At 61.5% G+C, this 20,161-nt stretch carries 18 protein-coding genes and 1 pseudogene; 16 read left to right on the top strand and 3 right to left on the bottom strand.

Annotated features, from left to right (window positions below):
• Window positions 1-58: 58 nt before the first annotated feature.
• From G582_RS0110525 to G582_RS18210, 8 genes and pseudogenes are all read left to right on the top strand, one after another.
• A complete protein-coding gene (locus G582_RS0110525) occupies window positions 59-439 on the top strand; it encodes a RidA family protein (RefSeq protein ID WP_028839810.1) in 381 nt (126 codons plus the stop codon).
• 24 nt (window positions 440-463) lie between these two features.
• Window positions 464-1,378, top strand: a pseudogene (locus G582_RS16270) (OB-fold nucleic acid binding domain-containing protein); the annotation flags it as partial.
• A 135-nt stretch (window positions 1,379-1,513) separates the two neighbouring features.
• Complete coding sequence (locus tag G582_RS17970; protein WP_156880433.1) at window positions 1,514-4,006, top strand: hypothetical protein; 2,493 nt, start codon at window positions 1,514-1,516, stop codon at window positions 4,004-4,006.
• Window positions 4,003-6,294, top strand: a complete 2,292-nt coding sequence (locus tag G582_RS17975; protein ID WP_156880435.1) for a hypothetical protein — start codon at window positions 4,003-4,005, stop codon at window positions 6,292-6,294. Before G582_RS17970 ends, G582_RS17975 begins: the two co-directional genes overlap by 4 nt.
• A complete protein-coding gene (locus G582_RS0110555) occupies window positions 6,291-6,899 on the top strand; it encodes a hypothetical protein (protein WP_028839813.1) in 609 nt (202 codons plus the stop codon). The genes G582_RS17975 and G582_RS0110555 overlap by 4 nt, the downstream gene beginning before the upstream one ends.
• A 10-nt stretch (window positions 6,900-6,909) precedes the next feature.
• The gene (locus G582_RS0110560; RefSeq protein WP_028839814.1) at window positions 6,910-8,931 is read left to right on the top strand and encodes a DEAD/DEAH box helicase; all 2,022 of its coding nucleotides are present in this window, start codon (window positions 6,910-6,912) and stop codon (window positions 8,929-8,931) included.
• Complete coding sequence (locus tag G582_RS18205; RefSeq protein ID WP_028839815.1) at window positions 8,928-10,274, top strand: hypothetical protein; 1,347 nt, start codon at window positions 8,928-8,930, stop codon at window positions 10,272-10,274. Before G582_RS0110560 ends, G582_RS18205 begins: the two co-directional genes overlap by 4 nt.
• Window positions 10,275-10,302: 28 nt before the next feature.
• Entirely contained in the window at window positions 10,303-10,674 is a 372-nt protein-coding gene (locus tag G582_RS18210; protein WP_169380613.1) for an HU family DNA-binding protein, read from the top strand.
• A 37-nt stretch (window positions 10,675-10,711) separates the two neighbouring features.
• Here G582_RS18210 and G582_RS18565 read toward each other — a convergent pair whose 3' ends face one another.
• Complete coding sequence (locus G582_RS18565; protein ID WP_083961153.1) at window positions 10,712-10,993, bottom strand: BPSL0761 family protein; 282 nt, start codon at window positions 10,991-10,993, stop codon at window positions 10,712-10,714.
• Window positions 10,994-11,015: 22 nt separating this feature from the next.
• On the bottom strand, window positions 11,016-11,798 hold the full coding sequence (locus G582_RS16280; RefSeq protein ID WP_156880439.1) for a hypothetical protein: 783 nt from the start codon (window positions 11,796-11,798) through the stop codon (window positions 11,016-11,018).
• 99 nt (window positions 11,799-11,897) lie between these two features.
• Here G582_RS16280 and G582_RS0110575 point away from each other — a divergent pair, with 99 nt between their 5' ends.
• Window positions 11,898-12,254, top strand: a complete 357-nt coding sequence (locus G582_RS0110575; RefSeq protein WP_028839816.1) for a helix-turn-helix domain-containing protein — start codon at window positions 11,898-11,900, stop codon at window positions 12,252-12,254.
• A 21-nt stretch (window positions 12,255-12,275) separates the two neighbouring features.
• Here G582_RS0110575 and G582_RS0110580 read toward each other — a convergent pair whose 3' ends face one another.
• Complete coding sequence (locus G582_RS0110580; protein ID WP_028839817.1) at window positions 12,276-12,698, bottom strand: MerR family transcriptional regulator; 423 nt, start codon at window positions 12,696-12,698, stop codon at window positions 12,276-12,278.
• 95 nt (window positions 12,699-12,793) lie between these two features.
• Here G582_RS0110580 and G582_RS16285 point away from each other — a divergent pair, with 95 nt between their 5' ends.
• The 7 genes from G582_RS16285 to G582_RS18330 form a co-directional block, all read left to right on the top strand.
• Window positions 12,794-13,510 carry a cation efflux transmembrane domain-containing protein gene (locus tag G582_RS16285; RefSeq protein ID WP_083961155.1) on the top strand — a complete coding sequence of 239 codons (717 nt, stop codon included), beginning with the start codon at window positions 12,794-12,796 and terminating at the stop codon, window positions 13,508-13,510.
• Window positions 13,497-13,916, top strand: coding sequence for a hypothetical protein (locus G582_RS0110590; RefSeq protein WP_156880441.1), 420 nt, complete (start codon window positions 13,497-13,499; stop codon window positions 13,914-13,916). Before G582_RS16285 ends, G582_RS0110590 begins: the two co-directional genes overlap by 14 nt.
• A gap of 61 nt (window positions 13,917-13,977) precedes the next feature.
• Window positions 13,978-15,264 carry a TolC family protein gene (locus G582_RS0110595; RefSeq protein ID WP_028839819.1) on the top strand — a complete coding sequence of 429 codons (1,287 nt, stop codon included), beginning with the start codon at window positions 13,978-13,980 and terminating at the stop codon, window positions 15,262-15,264.
• Window positions 15,261-16,508 (top strand): efflux RND transporter periplasmic adaptor subunit, encoded by a 1,248-nt coding sequence (locus G582_RS16290; protein ID WP_083961159.1) that lies wholly within the window; start codon window positions 15,261-15,263, stop codon window positions 16,506-16,508. Before G582_RS0110595 ends, G582_RS16290 begins: the two co-directional genes overlap by 4 nt.
• 30 nt (window positions 16,509-16,538) lie before the next feature.
• A complete protein-coding gene (locus G582_RS0110605) occupies window positions 16,539-19,667 on the top strand; it encodes an efflux RND transporter permease subunit (RefSeq protein ID WP_028839820.1) in 3,129 nt (1,042 codons plus the stop codon).
• The gene (locus G582_RS18325; RefSeq protein WP_211219348.1) at window positions 19,664-19,963 is read left to right on the top strand and encodes a hypothetical protein; all 300 of its coding nucleotides are present in this window, start codon (window positions 19,664-19,666) and stop codon (window positions 19,961-19,963) included. The genes G582_RS0110605 and G582_RS18325 overlap by 4 nt, the downstream gene beginning before the upstream one ends.
• Window positions 19,950-20,161 (top strand): transposase-like zinc-binding domain-containing protein (locus G582_RS18330; protein ID WP_425476549.1); only part of this gene is annotated, 212 nt, incomplete at its 3' end. The genes G582_RS18325 and G582_RS18330, both read left to right, overlap by 14 nt.

Here is a 20,161-nt window from a genome sequence, read left to right on the forward strand (position 1 = left end):
CGGTCGCGCGGCTGGCTGCGCCCTACAATGGCCGGACCCATCCTTCCACGGAGTCCCCATGTCCCGCACCCCGATCCATTCCGACGCCGCGCCCGCCGCCATCGGCCCGTACTCGCAGGCGATCCGCGCCGGCAACACCGTTTACCTGTCCGGGCAGACGCCGCTGGTGCCGGCCACCGGGCAGATGGCCGAAGGCGACATCGAGGCGCAGGCGCGGCAGGCGTTCGACAACCTGAAGGCGGTCTGCGAAGCGGCCGGTGGTTCGTTCGACAACATCGTGCGGCTGGGCCTGTACCTCACCGACCTGGGCGATTTCGCCCGCGTCAACGCGGTGATGGCGGAATATTTCAGCCAACCCTATCCGGCGCGTTCCACCATCCAGGCGTCCGCGCTGCCGCGCGGTGCGGCGTTCGAGGTCGATGGCGTGATGGTGATCTGAAGCCGGAGCGTTCCGGCCGACACCATGCCCGCCGCAGCATCGCCCGCCCGCGCCGACACCCGGCTTTCCGTCCTGACCGGCGTCGGCCCGGCGCTGCGGGAGAAGCTGGCCGCGCGCGGGCTTTCCACCCTGCAGGACCTGTGGCTGCACCTGCCGCGCAGCTATGAGGACCGCACCGCAGTGACCCCGATCCGGCTGCTGCAGCCGGGCGTGGCGGCACAGGTGGAAGGGCGGGTGGAGGCGGTCGAGCGCGGCTTCCGCTACCGGCCGATGCTGCGGGTGGCGCTGTCGGATGAAGGCCGCGGCACGCTGATGCTGCGGTTCTTCCATTTCCGTGCGGCGCAGGTCGCGCAGTTCGCGGTGGGCGCGCGCATCCGCGCCTACGGCACCCCGCGGCCCGGCCAGTTCGGGCTGGAGATCGTGCATCCCAGCTACCAGGTGCTGGGCGGCGAAGTTGCGCTGGGTGAGACGCTGGATCCGGTCTATCCGGCCATCGAAGGCGTCGGCCCGGCCAGCCTGCGCAAGCTGGTGCTGCAGGCCCTGCAGCGGTTGCCGGACGAGGCCACGCTGGAACTGCTGCCGCAGGCGCTGCGGCGTGCGCTGCACTTGCCCTCGCTGCGCGAGGCCATCCTCACCCTGCACATGCCGCCGCGCGATGCCGACGTCGCCGCGCTGCAAAGCGGCCTGCATCCGGCGCAGCGGCGGCTGGCGCTGGAGGAACTGCTGGCCCACCAATTGGGCCTGCGCCGGCAGCGGCTGGCGCTGCAGGCCGAGGGCACGCGTGCGCTGCGCGGCGATGAAAAGCTGGTGGCGAAATTGAAGAAGTCGCTGCCGTTCGCGCTGACCAAGGCGCAGGCGCGGGTCTACGCGCAGCTGCGTGAGGACCTGCGCCAGCCGCGGCCGATGCTGCGGCTGGTGCAGGGCGACGTGGGGGTCGGAATGTTAGGCTAGGCCCGCCGTTCATAGTAATACCAGGTCATGAAAATCAGCAGGAAAGCGCAACCTACGTCTGCTGTCGGAGATGAAAACGCTTCTCTGAGCGTTCATTGTAGTGATGTGCACCGAAATCACCCCTTGGGCGAGGAGTTGCTGGTCTGCTTTCTCAAGGCGATTCACGATGCAATGACCCCTGGGGTGTCCCGCATTCGTCCCCGAAGGGCGAAACGCAGGATTGAGGTGCCAAGCCCATACGGCCCGGTCTTCATCGGGATGTTCCTGTGTAGCGCTGGTGCTTGGAACACCAAATATCCCCAGCGCTTCGTCGCCGCAATGGAAAGTCATGGGACGGCAATTTGCCATGGCCTGGAGCGTTGTCTCGCTAATGGAAAGTCCAGTTACCAGCTCGCCAAGAAGCTCGTTGAATTTTTTCTCGGGAAAAAGGCGACGCACAAGCGGATCCAGTACGTCGATGCCCAGGTCAAGGGCTTCTTGGCCGATCATTCGCTTTCGACTTACCGGGAAGCTACGGCTGCGAAAGACGCCGAAGCGATCCTTCGCTATGTCGAATCCAAGGGGCTACCCGCACGAGTCGTACAGATAACGGAAGCTGGGCCTCGGGTCAGTCTCTTTGTGCTGTCATCGCTGGCCCGAGTCCCGCTGAATAGTATCGAGCGGTATGGCGGCTCAGACAGCTTGCAGCGTCAGTTGGATGCCCTCGCGATTCTGTCACGCTGGTCAGATCAGCGCCGACTGTTTCTGCCCACGCGCAACAAACCGCATGGTCGTGAAACATTTCCCGGCTTGGTCGTCGATTTCAAGAACCTGCGGGTTGACCGGGGCGGACTGCTCGACGACATGCTGGAGGCACTTCCAACGCCAGCTGATCACCATGAAACACAGGCGATGCTGCGACAAATCCAGTGGCTCGTGGCACCGGAAGCCGGCAAGCGGTGGGATGGAATTAGCAAGGACTCCCAACGCGTTCTAGGGATCAAAGTATCCAAGTTGACGCAAGCTGATGCGATTCGCCTCGTTGATGGTCTCGAAAACCGCTTGAGCAAGGGCTCGTGCACGGTAAGAACGCGAAGCGACTACGTCGCAGCGTTCAAGGCGCAACTCATCGACGCTTTCGAACGCCACCAGAAAATCCTCCGGTTTTCGAGAAAGATGCCTGTTCAAGAGGCGCGGCAGAACCGTGGCTTGCTAAGCGATCAGCCCGATGCCCGCGCGATAGATCCGGAAAATCGGCCAGCCATCATCAATGTTGCTTGGGGCTCACCAGAGGAAGCCAAAAAGAAGGCGACTGCGCATCTCGAAGATCGGCTTGCACGTGTGCACGCCGCCTGCGACGAGGAGATCAATGCATTTCTGGACTGGCGGGCATTCCTGGAAGAGGTTGGGCGCAATCCCCTGCCGGCGGGAATGCGTCGCCATGCCGACGCGATTATCGGTGTTAGTTCGAGTCCGAAATGGCTGGCGCACTGGATGGAGACCGCTGACTTAGCGGATATCGCTCGCGTCATCGTCGAGGCCACGCATACAAAGGAGCTTTACAGGGAAGCGCAGGACTTCGCATGGCGGTCCAAGCTGTACCAGTTCCGCATTTCGCGTGCTTTCCCGCGTCTGGCCGAGCGATTCCCGGCGTTGATCGACTGGTGTGGTGCGGTATCAAAGGGCCCGGCACGCCTGTCTTGGGTGGCGTTGAGCGCTTGGTACGTGCCGCGCTGGGTGCAGTTGGCAATAGAAATCAAGATTCAGGCCGAGACGGGTTGGAATCGCGCGACGGTGCGCAATCTGCGGGCCGATGGCATATCGATCCGAGGGTCAGCGGTGGAACTTCAGGCGGTGAAGGGAAAGACTGGCGAGATGCAATACGGGGGTACCGACAGCGCTGACAGGCACTTGTTATCTGGTCTGAAGCTAATGCTTGAGCACAACCAACACGTGGACGCGTACTGGGGCCGGGAGCGGCAAGGTGTGTTTGTCGCCATGGTGGCCAAGAAAGACCACCACCGTGTTTTTGGTATGGGGACGGAAGATAAGCTTCGGAAGAAATTTATCGCCAAGCACGGGCTGCCGCACTTCACTCGCGAGCAACTCCGCAACCAGAGAATGGCAACGCGCTTTCTCATCGACGAAGACCCGCATGAGATCCAAGCCAGCATGGGTCATGCCGATCTGGCAACCACTTCGACCTATCTGCGCCATGCGGTTATCGAAATCCTGAACAGAGCGAATATCGCGAAGTTTCAACGTCAACTTGCCGCAACGATCGTATGGGCTGTGGAGGGCGACGACTACGTTGAGAAGCGCGGAATGGATCGCAGCGAGGTGGATCGGCGGCTGTTGTTGTTTCCGATCAGTGACCACGCTACCGCCGAGCAAGCAATGCCGCCGACGTGCGATGTCTGGATGGCGAATCCGGCAGCGCCGTTAACGTTGGACCTGCTTCGTATCCAACATCTGGCGCGGCAACGTGCGTACTACGCAGCTCATTGGCAGCGACTGCGCGCGCAGGCCCCCGATCGATTTGAACATATCCATAGGCCCCGGATCGAGTTCACGGCCGCGTTGTGGGCGATTGTTTCCGATTCGCCATATGCGGCGCTGCTGGAGGCGTCGACATGAATGTTCAAGCCAAAGCGATACCCGCGAGCGCTACGGAAGTCCGAGCGATGGGACGGGTTACGGCGTGGCCGGAAGACGTGCCCTTCAATCCGAGAATTCTGAGTGCTTGGGATGACAGTCTCTTGCGTTTGCGCGATGAGAGGGGAGTGGAGCGGATCATCAATTTGGAGAAGGTGCCGCTTCCGGCAAACCGTTCGTCTGGAGGGCCGTTCGATCACGGACTCACGTTGGGTCAGTTCCCGCATTGGTTGGATGTTGCACGGGCGCATCTGGCCCTCTCGCTCAACGAATACAGCGGACACGATGCATTAGACACGGCGATCAATGGCTTGAACCACGTGCTTCGCTTCTTTGCGTGGTGCGTGGAGCAGCGCGTATACAAGCTTTCGGCCCTTCGCCCACAAGATCTTGAAGAGTTCGCCGTTGCCCTCAGGCCGCATGGGTGGTTCTCTGCCCTGTCTGTTCCGGAACGCCTGGATCAAATCGTCGAGCGTGCAGGAAAGGACACGCATATCCTCAATTCCATCGTCTCAGTGAAGAACAGGGTTTGCAGCGTTTCGCCGGATGCGCTGTCACGGGAGATGGGTTTCGTTATCACGAGTCGTGAGTTTCCTGTGGGGTTCCGCGAGGCCATGGCCGCATTGACAGGCTATCCGCCCCATCGATCGCGCAAGGCGACAAAGAGTAGAGAGGGTTGGTCGGAGTCGTCCTTTAAGAACTGCTTCACTGCGCTAAATCGTTTGGCACATCTACCAGATGCCCTGGATCGATTAGATTTTGAGCCGTTCCCAAACGCCAGAAAGCACGCTCGTCAGTCGGGTGGACGACCGGATGGCCGGACACGGAATCTCCCTATCGAAGAGGCCGCCAAGCTACTGGGCTTGGCTCTGAAATGGATCTACGAGCGCAGTGACGGCGTCGTAGAACTGATGAATGTATGGCGCGATGCGCTCGGCGAGGCCCGCTATCGGTGGTGCTCAGCTGAAGACATCCAGATCTTCGCGACGCAACGCTTGCGCGAGGCGTATCCGGCGATCCAGGCGAAATATGGGCTGCCGGGACAGCTGACCGGCGCCGTGCGAGCGGGAGGAGGGGAAGGAGACACTTCGGTCGTGGAATTGATTCAGGACCTGCAGACTGCAGCCATGATCATCGTTGGCATCAACCAAGGCCGGCGAAAGAATGAAGTGCTGGGCGAGGGTAGTCGCCCTTGGGGTTTGTATCTGGGCTGTATGCTGCCTTCGGATCCCTTCGTCGATGCCCATGAATTGGACATCTATATCGAAAAGACCTGGCGCAATTGGATGCGGATGTCCACGAATAAGCTTACGGTCGATGCCATTCGCGTTTTGGAGCGGCTGCGTCTGGCCATCTATCCGCAAGAGAAGGAAGATTCGGGCCTGTCGGCGGAGGAACTCAGAAGGCGCAAGCTATTCGTCTTTCCGACATTTCGGGTGTTGCTGGGCGAGGACATCGCTCCTTATCAATACGCTTTCGGCAACCATAGCGTGCGCTTCTTCAAGGAAGCCGGTGTGGGCGAAGAAGCACGCCGTAGCCATTCATTCCGGCGCTTTTTCGCATTGATCTATGTATATCGCTGGGAACACCCCTTGTTGCAAGCGTTGTCCGAATATCTGTGTCACATGGACATGGAGTCCACGCGGGTCTACGTCACGGATCCCAGCATGCGGGAAGAAGCGGAGCGGATTGAGAAGGTCTATCGCCTTCGCGCAGATTGCTTTCCATTCGAGGAGTTGACGGAGGCGCAGCGGCAGTACGCCGACGATTTGTTGCGCGCGATGCTCACATCGACCTCCGCAGGCGGACCGATGGCACGTCGCGTTCGGCAGTGGGTCAAGCGCCTCGCTCGCCGGGTTGAATTTGCTGATGCTGACCTAGATGAGGCGCTTGCTGCCGTGCGTAGCAGCGTAGACCGGCGCGGGTATATGCCGACATCTTTCCGTCATGGCGCGTGTTGGGCGAGCGGAGATCGCATGGCGCGCCGGGCACGTTGCGGGAGCGGTGGAAAGCTGCATCGCGAACAGGCAGATATCGGCATCTGCAGTACATGCCCATTCCACAGTACGTCCGAAGCGTTCCTTCGTAACGTGGAGCAAGAAGCAATGGAGTTGGAGGCACAGGCAAAAGCAACAGTGGATGCTGTCGAACGTGAGGCGACACTGAGGGCTTCACGCCGGCTTCTCGAACTGATTGACCTGGAACGGGAGTTGATGGCCCGGTATCGGCCCCTGAACCAGCCCGCTTCGCCCGGGCGAACCACATCATGAGTATCTCCAAGAATCATGTTTCCCGGCGGCTTCGCGACGAGGCCTTGTCGTCGATCGATGCCAAGTACACCCTGCTGGAGAATTGGGCTCGCAATGGTATTCCGTTGCGCCGGAATGCCGGACAGGCATTGGAGCTGGAGTGGTTTCCGACCAGCCTGCGGACGTTTTGCGCTTGGGATGGATCGCAGAACGACAAGGCAGTGCGGGCGCAATGCGGCCTTTTGAGACGCAATGCGTTCCAGACGTTGACCTCCGATGCCAAACGGTTGCAGGACGTCAAAGCGTTACTGAAGACGATCACCGAGCAGGCCATAAAAGCGCGAAAACGCCTTGATCCGCGTGTGGCGGTAGACGAGGCCGAAGAACGTATCCGTATCGAGCGTGAGAAGCGCGCCGGCGCGCTGCTGGGTTATCGACGGGCGCGCCAGGAGGCGCGCGAATTGCGTGCTTCGCTGTTTTCGGAGCAGCGTGCACACAAGCAATCGATCGAGCAGATGGACAAGCATTCCAAACAACAGGACAAGGAAAACGCCGACTTGCGCAGGCAAGTAGCGGAGCTCACGGACACTTTACGAAAGACCACGCCCATTCGGCGGGTACGTTAGAGATGATCATATGAGCACCATGACGACGACGCATCGTGCCAATACGACGATTTCAGAACAGGCCAAGGCACTGGCGGAGGCTTTGGGTGCGGATGTGGATGCAGCCAAGGCCCTGAAACGCCTGCTGGCCGTCGGTGTGGTCGATCTGTGGCAGGTGCCGCTATATCTGCCTTCGCGATTCCTGGATGCCAGGGAGCCCATCAGCCAGTTCTTTGGTCTGACAGCTTCGGATCGCGAAGAGGTCCTCATTGGCCACTATGCGGGAGATTTTCGCACCCGTTGGCATGCGGGTCGTCGCGGTGGGCGCCACAGTCCGCAGGCACAGGGCTCGCTCGTCGATACCAATGGGATGCGGATCAAGTTCTCCCTATTCGGTGATGCGCGTTCGTTTCAAAAGGCTTTGGAGGAGGCGGGTGAACAAGTCGCGCTAGCCGGCACGTTGAATCAGGTCGGTGCGCATGTCTATTTGAATAACCCGGTCTTGCTCGACCCGGGTGTATTGGGGCAGCTGGTGCCGCACTATCCGGGCAAAGCCCGGGTCTTGTCGTTGGCAATGGCCAGGCGCGTGATCCCGGCGCTTCTGCCGCAGGCGATTCCCGCCTGTGCGGCAAAGCTTCGCGCGGACGCCCGCACCCTGGTTGACGAGTCGGCGTTGCGTCAGTTGCTGGCTCGACCGCATGGCACCTTGGAGGACCTGCTCTGGGAAGCGCACCTGCCGACATCGCCCGAGGCGGGAGAACGTGCCCAGTGGAGCTTGGAACGACTGTCGGCCTTGCTGACGGTCGGTGAACTGCGGAAGTTGCAGCATGAGCATCCACCGGTTCGCCAGCAGCTTCACATCGACGAATGGAGAGACTTGCTGACCCGTATTCCGTTCCAGCTCACGGATGAGCAGAGGAATGCCGCCGCACAACTTGTGCGCCGCTTTGGGGGCGAGATGACCTCATCGACGCTGATCAACGCCGATGTGGGCATGGGCAAGTCGATCGTCTACCAATTGGCGACGGCCGCGGGAGTTCGCGCAGGGGCGCGGGCTGCAGTCCTGCTGCCAAACGAGCGTTTGGCGGTTCAAGCCTACGAAGAGATTTCCCGACTGTTCCCGGAATGGGGCGCAACACTCGTCACCGGAAAATCGGGCGTACGTGACGTGACCGATACGCAATGGCTGATTGGTACGACCGCCATGCTGTTCCGCGATGTGGGACATCTGGATATCTGCGTCGTGGACGAGCAGCACCGCTTCTCGGTCGATCAGCGACGTGCGCTTTCTCAGGATGGCACTCATCTGGTGGAGATCAGCGCCACGCCGATTCCGCGCACGCAGGCGTTGCTGTTGTACGGCAAGCTGGACGTCATCCGATTGACCAAGCGTCACAGTCCGCAGGACATACAAACACAGATCGTGGAGCGTGCTGGCACATCGCGTATGGTGGATCGGCTGCATCAGATCATTGACCTGGGAGGCCGGGTGCTGATCGTCTGTCCCCGACGCGAGGAGGATGAAGAAGATGAAGGCGGCTCCCTGCCTTCGGTCGCGCGCGTAGCGGAGAAGTGGGAGCGGCTATTCCCGGGGCTGGTGAGATCGCTCCACGGAGAATCTGACCCGAACGATGTAGAGATCGCGTTCGCCGACTTGGCAAGCGGTCATGCGCAGATCCTCGTGGCGACCACGGTGGTGGAAGTAGGGCTTAACATCCAAAACCTGCGGGCCGTGGTGATCGTGCATGCCGAGCGCTTCGGTCTGTCGCAACTGCACCAGTTGCGCGGTCGATTGGCGCGCGAGGGCGGAAGCGGCGAGTGCTTTCTGTATCTTCCACAGCCCGTGGGTGTCGACGCGGCCACCCGTCTGCAGGCGTTGGTTGCCACCAGTGACGGTTTCGAACTGGCCGACCACGACATGCGGATCCGCGGCATTGGGGACATTTCCGCTATAGGCGAGCGCCAGCACGGAAGCGCTGGCAGTCTGCTCATGAATCGGGCCGTGCCGATGTCGACATTTCTTGATGTCCTGGAGACGTTGGGGGCGCCATGACCCAGCGCGTGGCCGTCATTGAGTGGGTGGATAACGGCACAGGCAAAGTGCCCGTGTTCTTCGATCGCAAGTATCGCCTGTTCGATCCGTTCCACGACTATGTCGCTTCGGTCGCGGTCAGAAAGAGATTGGCGGCACCGCAAGGGGCATACGCCTCAGCGGTAGAGGCCGCAGCTTATGCGTTGCTCGCGTGGCTGCGTTATCTCGAGGAATCGAAAGTGACTTGGGAGCGGGCGAGTGACGGGACCTTGCAGCAGTTCCGAGACGCCGCGCTCAAGCAGGTGCTCGGTTCGCTGCGTAGCAAGGGTAACGAACGCACCGCCAAGCGGACAGTGAATGTGCGCTTGCAATGGATCTATCGTTACTACCGCTGGGCGCAGCAGGACGCGGGATTGTGCAAGGGCGTCATCGGGCCAGGTTTGGCCATCAACTCCGCGATTACCCAGCCAAAACGCAAACGGCAACGCTCACGCAAGAAGCGCGAAGTCGATCTGGATCTCTATCCGCTATGTTTCACCGGCGTCAGCGGCACGGCTGGTGGCACCCAGTATTTTGCAACTGCAAAAGACAAGCAGCGCATCGCGGAGTTCTTTGCGAAGGGCGCAGATCCGTTTATCGTCGAACGCAATCAGATCATCCTGGAGTTATCCGATCGCATCGGTTGGCGTGCAGGAACGATTACATACCTCACGATCGACGCTTTCAACGAGGAGGCGATTGAAAAGGCCGAGGAAGATGGTCTGGTGGTGACACCCTCGGTGCAGAAACTCGCCTATCAGAACAGTTTCACTATTCCACTCACGCTCGCTCTTCGGATTGTGCGCCACATCGAGGCCAGGCAACGATGGCTTGCCAAGCATAAGTGGACCGAGAAGCAGGCACAGTGCCGCCTCTTTCTGAGCGGAAAGACGGGACGTCCTCTGGGCGGTAAAACGATCGTGCAGTTGATAGGCGGCGCGTTTCGCGCAATCGGGGTCGTGGCCAAGATCGGGGCTGGCCACCACAGTCTGCGTCGCAAGTTCGCCGATGAGTCCACTCGAGATGACCTGGCTGCACGGCGAAGCATGGGCTTATCTACCGCGGTCGAGGATGTCATGCATGCAACGGCCAAGCGCTTGGGACAACGCAACATTGCATCGCAAACGCCCTATCAGCGGGCTGTCCGCGATGGTACCCGCCAAGCAGAATCACACCGGCTCCGGGCCGAGTTACAAGAAACGGAAGCCTTGCTTGCGACCAAGGATGCAAAGATTGCGGCGTTGGAGCGACAGCTCCAGGAGCAAGCCAAGGCAAACAAGGCGACTCGAGCGGCTAAGGCCCGTGTTCGCCGTGCAACTCGTTGACACACATCACTCAGATCGGAGGTTGACTATGGCCCATCCACGACGCCCTCTCGGCCCCCCGTTCAAGCAACCCTTAGCCAGGGCCGGGCTCATCATCGAACTAGCAAAGGCGACAGGCCTGTCCGAAAACAAGACCGCGCTGGTGCTCAGGGAGTTGGAAGACATCGTGGTGCAGTCCCTGATCCCGGATAGCGCTGGCGAGTTCATCTTGCCGGGGTTGCTCAGGATCACCATTGAAACCGTACCGGCCAAGCCACCGGGGGAAACGACGAATCCCTTTACTAGTGAAGCGCGCCTGCGGGGAGCCACGCCTGAAAAAATGCGCATCAAGATTCGTGCGGCTACAAAGTTAAGGAATGCCCTGCGCCGAGTGCGCACGCATCAGACCCACACGCCATGATCTTGGCAATACCGTGCCCGTCAAGAATAGGGAAGGACTAATCCTCTGGCCACGATAAACGCGTGGAGTGACGCAGGGGGCCAAATTGACCTTGGCTAGTTCCTGAATCATGCACATCGGGGACATCCAGACCCATTCCAAGGCCGGATGGGTGACGGATCAGGGCCATGGACGACACGTCCTCGATGGTAGGGAAATGCCGCGCGATCATCACCGCACGTTGCCTAACGGCGAGAGGAAGGCTCTTGTCTCGCCCGAGATCAATCAGAAAGCCGCCAGCCCATACAAGCGCTCTTGTTCTTTCGCGGGGTGTGGTCATGACGGCTCCCTCATCTAGCCTGTTACGACACGCCTAGGCGATTCGGACCCTCGATGGCGTGGCCGAGCAGCACCTCCACGCTGGGCCAGCCTGTCCAATACAGCGGCCCCAGACGGGTCAATCGATGTACGAAGCCACGTCCAAGTGCGCTTTCTGGTTGAGGGTTGTACGGGGGGAATGAGCAACCAGTCCACGCGCCGTTCGCAACCGATGCCGCTCGCCGGCGGATCTCTTGGTAAATCGTGTCACGCAGCCCATCGGCCTGTAGCCCATGCTGCAGGGCCATGGAGGCGCCACGGCGAACAGCCGCCCAAGCGCAGTACCGCCACTGCGCCAGCGTCAGGACGACCGCACTTTCTCGGTAGGCGAAGGCAATGTCCTGTGCCCAGTCACCAGAGAAACGGTGCTTGACCAGTTGTTGCTCGAAGAAGCGTTCGGCTTCAGCTGAACCCAGTTCCATCCAAATACGTAAACGTGCGGCGGTTGTGAAGTCGTCCCGTGCGAGGGTATCGAAGTAGTCGTCCAGAGCATCGATCAACAAAGTCGGTTCGTACACGGTCCATGCCAATCGCCACTGCAATCCCTCAATCGGTGTGGTTTTTGCATCCAGCTTGATCTCCCACTGGGCGTCCGGCCATGGCACTTCAATGACGCTGCGCTCGTGTAGATACGCCATGACGACCAGCGACATACGCTTGGTCTGAGCGATCGGCAGGCGGTGTTCCTGACCGGTCAGTAACGCCCACAGATAGAGGCAGCCTTGTAGCCCGAGTTCATCAACAGTGGTGGGGGCGGAAGACGGCATGGAAGGTTGGGGCGAGGCGGTTGTTAGGGGCCTAAGAATATCTTAGTATCCAAGCACCGGTCACTTCCGCCATCCTTAAGGCTTCCTTAGGGGGCGGCAGTGACGAAAAGCGCGGCAAAACACCCGATCTTTGCTCAGAGGCTGGCCCAAGCGCGGGAGCGCGCCGGGTTATCTCAGAGGCAACTTGGCGTGCTGGCCGGTCTGGATCCTGCCGTGGCGAGCCCCCGAATTAACCAATACGAACGCGGCAAGCACGAGCCCCAGGTGGAGACGGCCAAGCAATTGGCCGAGGTTCTGGGCATTCCACCGGCATTTCTCTACACCGAGGACGAGTTGCTGGCCAAGCTGTTGCTACGATGGAACGAGTTGACCGTCCGCCAGAAGAAAGACCTGCTCAAACAGGTCGAGATCGCACCGGCCCCGCGGCCGAAGCGCACGCCGCGCAAGGTGGAATAACCCGCTGGCTGTGCAGGCTGATCAGGAGCGGGCCGCAGCGACCCGAGATTGGGTGGTCGGATCACGCAAGACACCGAGAATGGCGCATTGGGCGCGTTTGCCGCCCGCACATCCGTCGATGGTGCGTTGCAGCTCCTTCGCCATCCGGGTCAGTTTCCGAACCCGGTCATGGATGTCCGCCAAGTGCGTTCGGGCGATGACGTCGACCTCATGGCAGGACATAGCTGGGTCGTCGTCCAACCGGAGGAGGCTGCGGATTTCCTCGAGGCTGAAACCAAGCTCCCGACCACGGCTGATGAAGCGCAGCCGATCGACCTCGGTCTCGGTGTAAACGCGATAGCCGCTGGCGGTGCGTCCTGGCTTGGGCATCAACCCGACGCGTTCGTAGTAGCGGATGGTTTCCAGGTGGCACCCGCTGGCGGCGGCCGCCTCACTGATCTTCATCGCATCCGTCCCTTGACTCTGTAGTAGCTACGGACTTTACGCTTCCGTCCAACAAGTCGCCACTTGACTGGCGCCTGAGGAATGAGGGGCTACCCATGGGCCAATGCGGCTGCAACGACACCGCTACAGTCCTGAGCGCCAACACCGACCGTGCCCGTCGGCGGGTGCTGTGGATCGTGCTCGCGATCAACGTGCTGTTGTTTGTCGGCGAGTTCGGCGCGGGGTGGTGGGCGGACTCGAGTGCGTTACAGGCCGACTCACTGGACAGCCTGGGCGATGCGCTCGTCTATGCCCTGAGTCTGTTGGTGGTCGGTGGTACGTTGCGGCAGCGGACCAAGGCCGTCTTTCTGAAAGGTGGCATCCAGGCCCTGTTCGGTCTCGCGGTGCTGGTCGAAGTTGCCCGCCGTGCCTGGTTCGGGGCTGAGCCGGTCGCTCCGGTCATGGCGATCGCCGCCTCTGTTGCATTGATCGGGAACCTCGTCTGCTTCGCGTTGTTGACCCGCTTCCGCAGCGACGACATGAACATGCGCTCGGTGTGGCTGTGCTCACGAAATGACATCGTTAACAACGTAGGTGTGATCGTAGCGGCTGGGCTGGTGGCATGGCTCGATAGTCCGTGGCCGGATTTGGTGATTGGCACGCTTGTGGCGTTGCTGTTCCTGCGCACGGCCAAATCGGTGCTCGCCGGTGGCTGGAAAGACTGGCACCGGGAGGGGGCGGACTCGCTCTCGTCACCCCAAGCCGACTGTGTATCACAGCGTGTCAACACACCCAAGCCAGCGCCCCCAGCAACTCCAGATGAAATTCCATAACGCCCGGGTAGGTGTGTATGGTGCGCGGATGATTCCGGCTGCCCCCCGCACCTTGCTTGCCCGACTGCGCTCTTCCGCGCGGCTGGCAGTGCTCATGTTGCTGGTCTTCGCATTGAAGATCGGTACGGTCGCGGCATGCGCCCAGCACGACTTTGCCGATATGGGGCTGGGCACCGGCGGTGACCACGCGCTCCTCGTTTCGGGCACGGACGGATCCGATGATCCCTCGATGCCCCTTACGAGCCATGCAGGTGCGTGCAGCCACTGTAGTTCCCACCACGCTGCTGCCTTGACGCCGACAGCCACAACGTTTGTCGTGATTGCACGGCGCCGTCTCGATGCCACTTCGTCGGGCTTGCCGCCCAGCGCCTCTCCGTCTCTGGAATTGAGGCCACCGATCGCCTGAGTGACTGCCTTCGCCTTCGGCAATGATGCCGAGGGAATGTCGTCGACTCAGAGGATTCCTCATGCACTTTGTTCGTTTGCCGCGACGGCGTTTTGCCGTGCGGTTGGCTGGCGCCATTGCGCTGGCCTTGACCCTGTCGCCGCTGGCCTTCGCGGCCGAGACGCCGTCTACGCTTGCCCCCACCGTTGTTCGCGCTGCCTTGCGAGCCGCTTGGGAGCGCCACCCCACTTACCGCGCCACCGAAGCACAGTTGGTGGCCGCCCGCGCTCGTCTGGATGCAGCAGGCCAGCCGCTATACAACCCCGAAGTCGAACTTGCGTCCGACGATGAAGGCCCCGACCGGACCACGACGGCGGGGCTCAGTCTCACCCTTGATCTGAGCGGCAAACGCCGCGTGCGCCGGGATGCAGCATCCGCCCGCGTCGATCAGGCGACCGCCGAAGCCCGGCTGCATCGACGCGACTTCGCCAAGCAGTGGTTCACCAGTTGGGCCGAATTGCAGACCGCCAACGCACGGGTGCGCACCGGTGAACGGCGTCTGACACTGATGACGCGTTTCGTTGATCTGGCGCAGAAGCAGTTTTCCGCCGACGACATCTCGGGGCTGGAACGCGACCTCGCCTTGCTGGCACGGGATGAGGCGCAAGCCGAGCAATCGCAGTTGATGGCAGAGCAGGCCGAAGCGCAGGCACGATTTCGCGCCGTGGGCGGGTCCCCGGAGTTGCTTGCCAGCCTCGCGTTGCCGACTGGCACACTGCCGCCCCTCACCGTGGCCGACAGCGGTATCGAGCAAATGCCGGACTGGCAGGTCGCCCAGGCCGCTACCGTTGCGGCCGAGCGCGAAGTCACGGTCGCCCGGCGCAACAGGATCGCCGACCCCACGCTTGGGGCCTACGGTGGACGGAAACGCTTCGATATGGGTGGTCCCAGCGACAACGTAATCGGGGTATCGATTAGCGTGCCGCTGTTCGTGCGCAACTCCTATCGCGCCGAAGTGGTTGCGGCGCAGGCCGACGCCGATTTCGCGGTCGCCGATCGCGACCGCGTGCGCATCGAGCTCGAAGGCGACCGGCAACGGGCAATCGACACCTATGCGGCCACGCAATCGTCGTGGACTCGCTGGCAAGCCAGCCGCGGTACCGATGTCGAGCGCCGAACAACGTTACTGGAACGGTTGTGGCGCGAAGGCGAGCTGTCGACCTCCGACTATCTTCAGCAACTCAAACAAACCTTGGATACGCAGCTGGCGGGGGCCGAACTCGAAGCCCGCCTGTGGCGCTCCTACGCCGACTACCTCGCCGCCACCGGTCAGCTTGAACGCTGGGCCGGGTTGGAGGGCACCCCATGAGTGAGAACACGATGACTCCGTTCCGATTGATGTCCCTGCCCGTGACTGTCGCGCTGGTGCTGGCCATTGCCGCCTGCTCCAAATCGCCCGAAGCCGAACCTGCCAAGGCACCCGCGGCCGAAGCCGACCATGTCGAAGCGGGCAAGGACGCCCCTGCGGAAGGCGGCGAAGACCACTCCGAAGAGGGCGGCGAACACGCGGAGGAAGGGGAGGAAGGCAAAGAAGGTGGGGCGGCGTTGGTGAAGATGGACGAAGCAGCACTCAAGGCCGCCGGCATCACCCTGCAAACCTTGCAGCCTTCGTCGCTCAGCGAGGAGCTGCGCGCGCCCGGCGAGGTGGTCGACAGTGCCTACGGCACCACGCTGATCACGCCTCGTGTCGCGTCGCTGGTGGTACGCCGCCACGCCAAGCTCGGCGACGAGGTTCGTGCAGGCGCACCCCTGGCCACGCTGGCCAGCGTAGACGTTTCCGATGCACAGGCCGACCTGCGCATCGCCGAACAGGAATGGCGCCGCGTGTCGGCGCTTGGCCGTGAAGCGGTGGCCGGCCGTCGCATCAACGAAGCGAAAATCGCCGTTGATCGCGCGCGCGCCAAGGCCCAAGCCTATGGTTTGCCGGGTACGTCAAGCGGCAGCGTCAATGGCCAGTTCACTCTGACTGCACCCCATGCAGGCCGTATCACCGAGGACGAGTTCATCGTCGGCGAGCGCATCGAGCCGGGGAAGGCGCTGTTTCGGCTCGTCGATGAGTCAGTGGTGTGGGTGGACGCGAAGATGGCGCCGGGCACGGCGCCTCGCATCGAAACGGGAAGTCCGGCGACCGTAGTGATCGGCGGCAAACGCATCGCCGGCAAGGTCTTGCGCAGCGCTCACCGCACGTCGGATGCCACGCGTACCGCATCGGTGCGGATCGAAGTTGCGAACAAGGACGATCGCCTGCATGGCGGCGATTTCGTCGAGGTGTATTTCGAGGCGGCCTCCGCTGCCAACACCGACAACAGCGCCGCTACCCAACTCTCACTCCCCACCGATGCATTGGTGCAACTCGAGGGCGAGACGGTGGTGTTCCGCCGCAACAAAGAAGGCGCGCTCGAACCGGTCCCGGTCCGCGCGGGCGAAGTCATCGGCGATCGCACCGTGATCCGCGAAGGGTTGAAAGCGGGTGACACAGTGGTCGTGGCCGGTGCCTTTGCCGTGAAGTCGCAGATGCTCAAGTCGCAACTGGGAGAGGGTGATGCACATTGATCTCCTGCTCCTGACGCGGGAAGGTGCGCCATGCTGAATCGCCTGGTGGAAATGTCCCTGCGTTACAAGTTCCTGGTCCTGATCATCTTTGCGGTGGTCGCTTTCCTCGGCGTCAATGCGGTGCGCAATGTACCGATCGACGCATTCCCCGATGTGACTCCGGTCCAGGTCAATATCTACACCGAGTCTCCGGGCCTTGCCGCGGAAGACATCGAGCTCCTGCTCACCACACCCGTTGAATCCGCTCTGGCCGGCTTGCCAAAGGTGCGGGAAATCCGTTCGGTGAGTCTGTTCGGGCTGTCCTATGTCGCCGTCTATTTCGAGGACGACATGGACATCTACTTCGCCCGGCAACTGGTCAACGAACGCCTGCAGGAAATAGGCGATCGACTGCCCGACGGCTATGGCAAACCGAGCATGGGTCCGAACACGTCCGGTCTCGGCCAGGTGTTCTGGTACACGGTCGAGCGCGCACCTGGCGTGGGCAAGGACAAAGTCACCGACATGGACCTGCGCACCTGGCAGGAATGGACCGTGCGCCTGATCCTGCGCACCGCGCCCGGCGTGGACGATGTGACGTCATGGGGTGGTGGTGAGCGCGAATACCAGGTGCAGATCGATCCCCAGCGCCTGTATGCGCGTGGCTTGGGATTTGGCGATGTGATCAATGCATTGCCGTCCAACAATGGCCAGGTCGGCGGTAATGTCATGGATGTGGGCCGCGAGCAATTCCTCGTGCGTGGCCTGGGCCTGTTGAAGTCGACCGAGGACATCGGCGAGATCGTGCTCAAGGCCGAGGACGGCGTACCTGTCTATCTGCGCGACGTCGCAACTGTCGTTGAAGCGCCGGCACCCCGGTTCGGTGCAGTGACACGCGATGGCGAGGAAGTGGTGCTGGGGATGGCCCTGGCGCGCATCGGTGAAAACGCCAAAGACGTTGTGGAGGCGGTCAAGGGCAAGCTCGATGTGGTGCGCGATGCGTTGCCTGAGGGCATCGTACTGAGACCAATCTATGAACGAACCGATCTGGTCAACAAGGCCGTCGGCACGGCGACCCGCGCCCTGGTCGAAGGTTCGATCCTGGTCGCGATCATCCTGTTCCTGTTCCTGGGCGATCTGCGCTCGGCGGTGGTGGTGGTCATCACGTTGCCATTGGCGATGCTGATCGCGTTCATCGGCATGGGCCAAGCCGGTCTGTCTGCGAACCTGATGTCACTGGCCGGATTGGCAATTGGCATCGGCATGATGGTGGACGGTGCGGTGGTCATGGTCGAAAACGCGTTCCGGATCATGGCCGAGCGTCTGGAACACGGCGAAAAGGTCGACAGAACGTCGGCGGTGCTGGCGGCCGCCAAGGATGTCGCTAGTCCGGTCACGTTCGCCATCACGATCATCATCGTGGTGTTCCTGCCGCTTTTCGCGCTCGAAGGGCTCGAAGGCAAGATGTTCAAGCCAATGGCGTTCAACATTGCCTTCGCGATGGCTGGCTCGATGATCCTGAGCCTGACCCTGATCCCGGTACTTGCGTCCATGATCCTCAAGCCCAAGCCGGAGCGGGACACGTGGCTGGTGGCGCGGATCAAACGTGGCTATCAGCCGCTGTTGGCTAAGGCACTTGGGCGCAAGAAAGTGGTGGTGGTCAGCGCCGTCGTCGCACTGGTGGCGAGCCTTGCCTTGTTCCCGTTCCTCGGCAAAGAGTTCATGCCGCAGTTGCAGGAAGGCTCGATCATGTGGCGGGTGACGGGGATACCGTCCACTTCGCTCAACGAATCGATCAAGACCAGCAACACCATCGCCAAGGCCTTCGAGCAGTTCCCGGAAGTCGACACGACGCTGGCGATGATCGGCCGCGCCGAGAAGGGCGAGACCGCCGACGTCAACTACATGGAGATTTACACCGCGCTCAAGCCCGAGGACGAATGGAAAAGCGGGCGCAACATCAAGCAGCTTGAAGAGGCGATGCAGGAGACGCTGGAAAAAGTCGTGCCCAATGTCGTGCCGGGCTACACGCAGCCGATCCAGATGCGGGTGGAGGAACTGATCTCGGGCGTCCGCGCGACATTGGCATTGAAACTCTACGGCCAGGACCTGCAGGAGCTTGACCGGATCAGCGGGCAGCTCAAGACAGCATTGGGCAATGTGCAGGGCGTGGCCGATCTGTCGCTTGAAGCCAACGTCGGCAAGCCGCAAATCCGCATCGAAGTCGATCGCGATGAACTGGCCCGCCACGGCATGAACGCCGAAGAGGTCCTCACCATCGTGCGCAACGGCTTGGGCGGTGAACCGGTCAGCGTGTTGCTGGACGGCGTCAAGCGTTTCGATATCGCGGTGCGCTTGAGCGATGCCACCCGAAATTCGGTCGAATCGCTGCGCCAGATCCCGTTGCGCACTGCAACAGGCGCCGTGGTGCCGTTGTCGGAAGTGGCCGATGTCACTGTCGGCGAGGGCTACTCCTTCGTCCGTCGCGAACAGCTGCAACGTTATGCCGTCATCCAGATGGACGTGCGTGGGCGCGATGTGGATGGCTTCGTCAAGGAGGCCGACGCTGCGATCAAGCAGCAGGTCAAGCTGCCCGCGGGCTACTGGATCGAGTGGGGTGGGGCGTTTGAGAACCAGCAGCGCGCGCTGGCGAAGCTGGCCCTGATCGTACCCATCACAATCTTCTTCATCTTCGTGTTGCTGTACACGGCGTTCAATTCGATCAAGTACGCCGCGCTGATCCTGGCCAATGTGCCGTTCGCCACCATTGGCGGCCTACTGGCGCTGTTCATCACCGGGCAATATCTATCTGTCCCCTCCGCGATCGGCTTTATTGCGGTGTTCGGCGTGGCCATGCTCAACGGCATCGTGCTGGTTAGCTTCCTGAACGAGCTACGGGAAAAGGGGCTGTCAGTGCGCGAGGCTGTTGTGCAAGGCACGGCCTTGCGCCTGCGTCCGGTGCTGATGACCGCGAGCGTCGCAATTCTCGGGTTGGTGCCGATGCTGATTTCCAGCGGTGTTGGCGCCGAGACGCAGCGACCGTTGGCGACGGTGGTGGTCGGTGGCCTGATCAGTTCGACCCTGCTCACCCTGATCTTGCTACCTGTTCTTTACGAATGGCTCGAAAACCGCGCCGACCGCAAAGCCGTCGAGCGCAACTCCAGGGAGAATGCGTCATGAAACAGATCAAGGCGTTCGTGCACCGCAACCGCGTTTCCGATCTGATTCACGCGCTGGAAGCAGGCGGTTTCAAGCGACTCAGCCTGTTCGATGTCAAGGGATTGCTCCGGGCGCTCAGCGCCCGCGAGCAGCAGTACTCGGTCGAGTTCGGCGATCAGGTGATCAGCGAGGTGCAAATGGAATGGCGCTGTTCGCGTTGGCTGTTGATCGTCTCAATCTGTGAGCCTGCCTACCTGCATGGTTTCGTCACGGCTCGAAGGTTTCGGGCGGCGGGAGACCGGGATGCGCGCACGTGAACTCAAGCGTTGGCTGGCAGAAGCGGAACGGCTGACACCGGCCCAGCAGGAGCAGGTTCTGGCAAAGCTGCAGGGCCAGCGGTCTCAGGGGCTGGTGGCGCGTTTGCTGTCCGATCGCGTCCCGACGAAGTGCCCGCATTGCTCGGACACTCGTATCGTTCGTCATGGTCAAGCCGCTGGCGTTCAGCGCTTCCGCTG

It is taken from the genome of Thermomonas fusca DSM 15424, assembly GCF_000423885.1.
GTDB classification, from domain to species: domain Bacteria; phylum Pseudomonadota; class Gammaproteobacteria; order Xanthomonadales; family Xanthomonadaceae; genus Thermomonas; species Thermomonas fusca.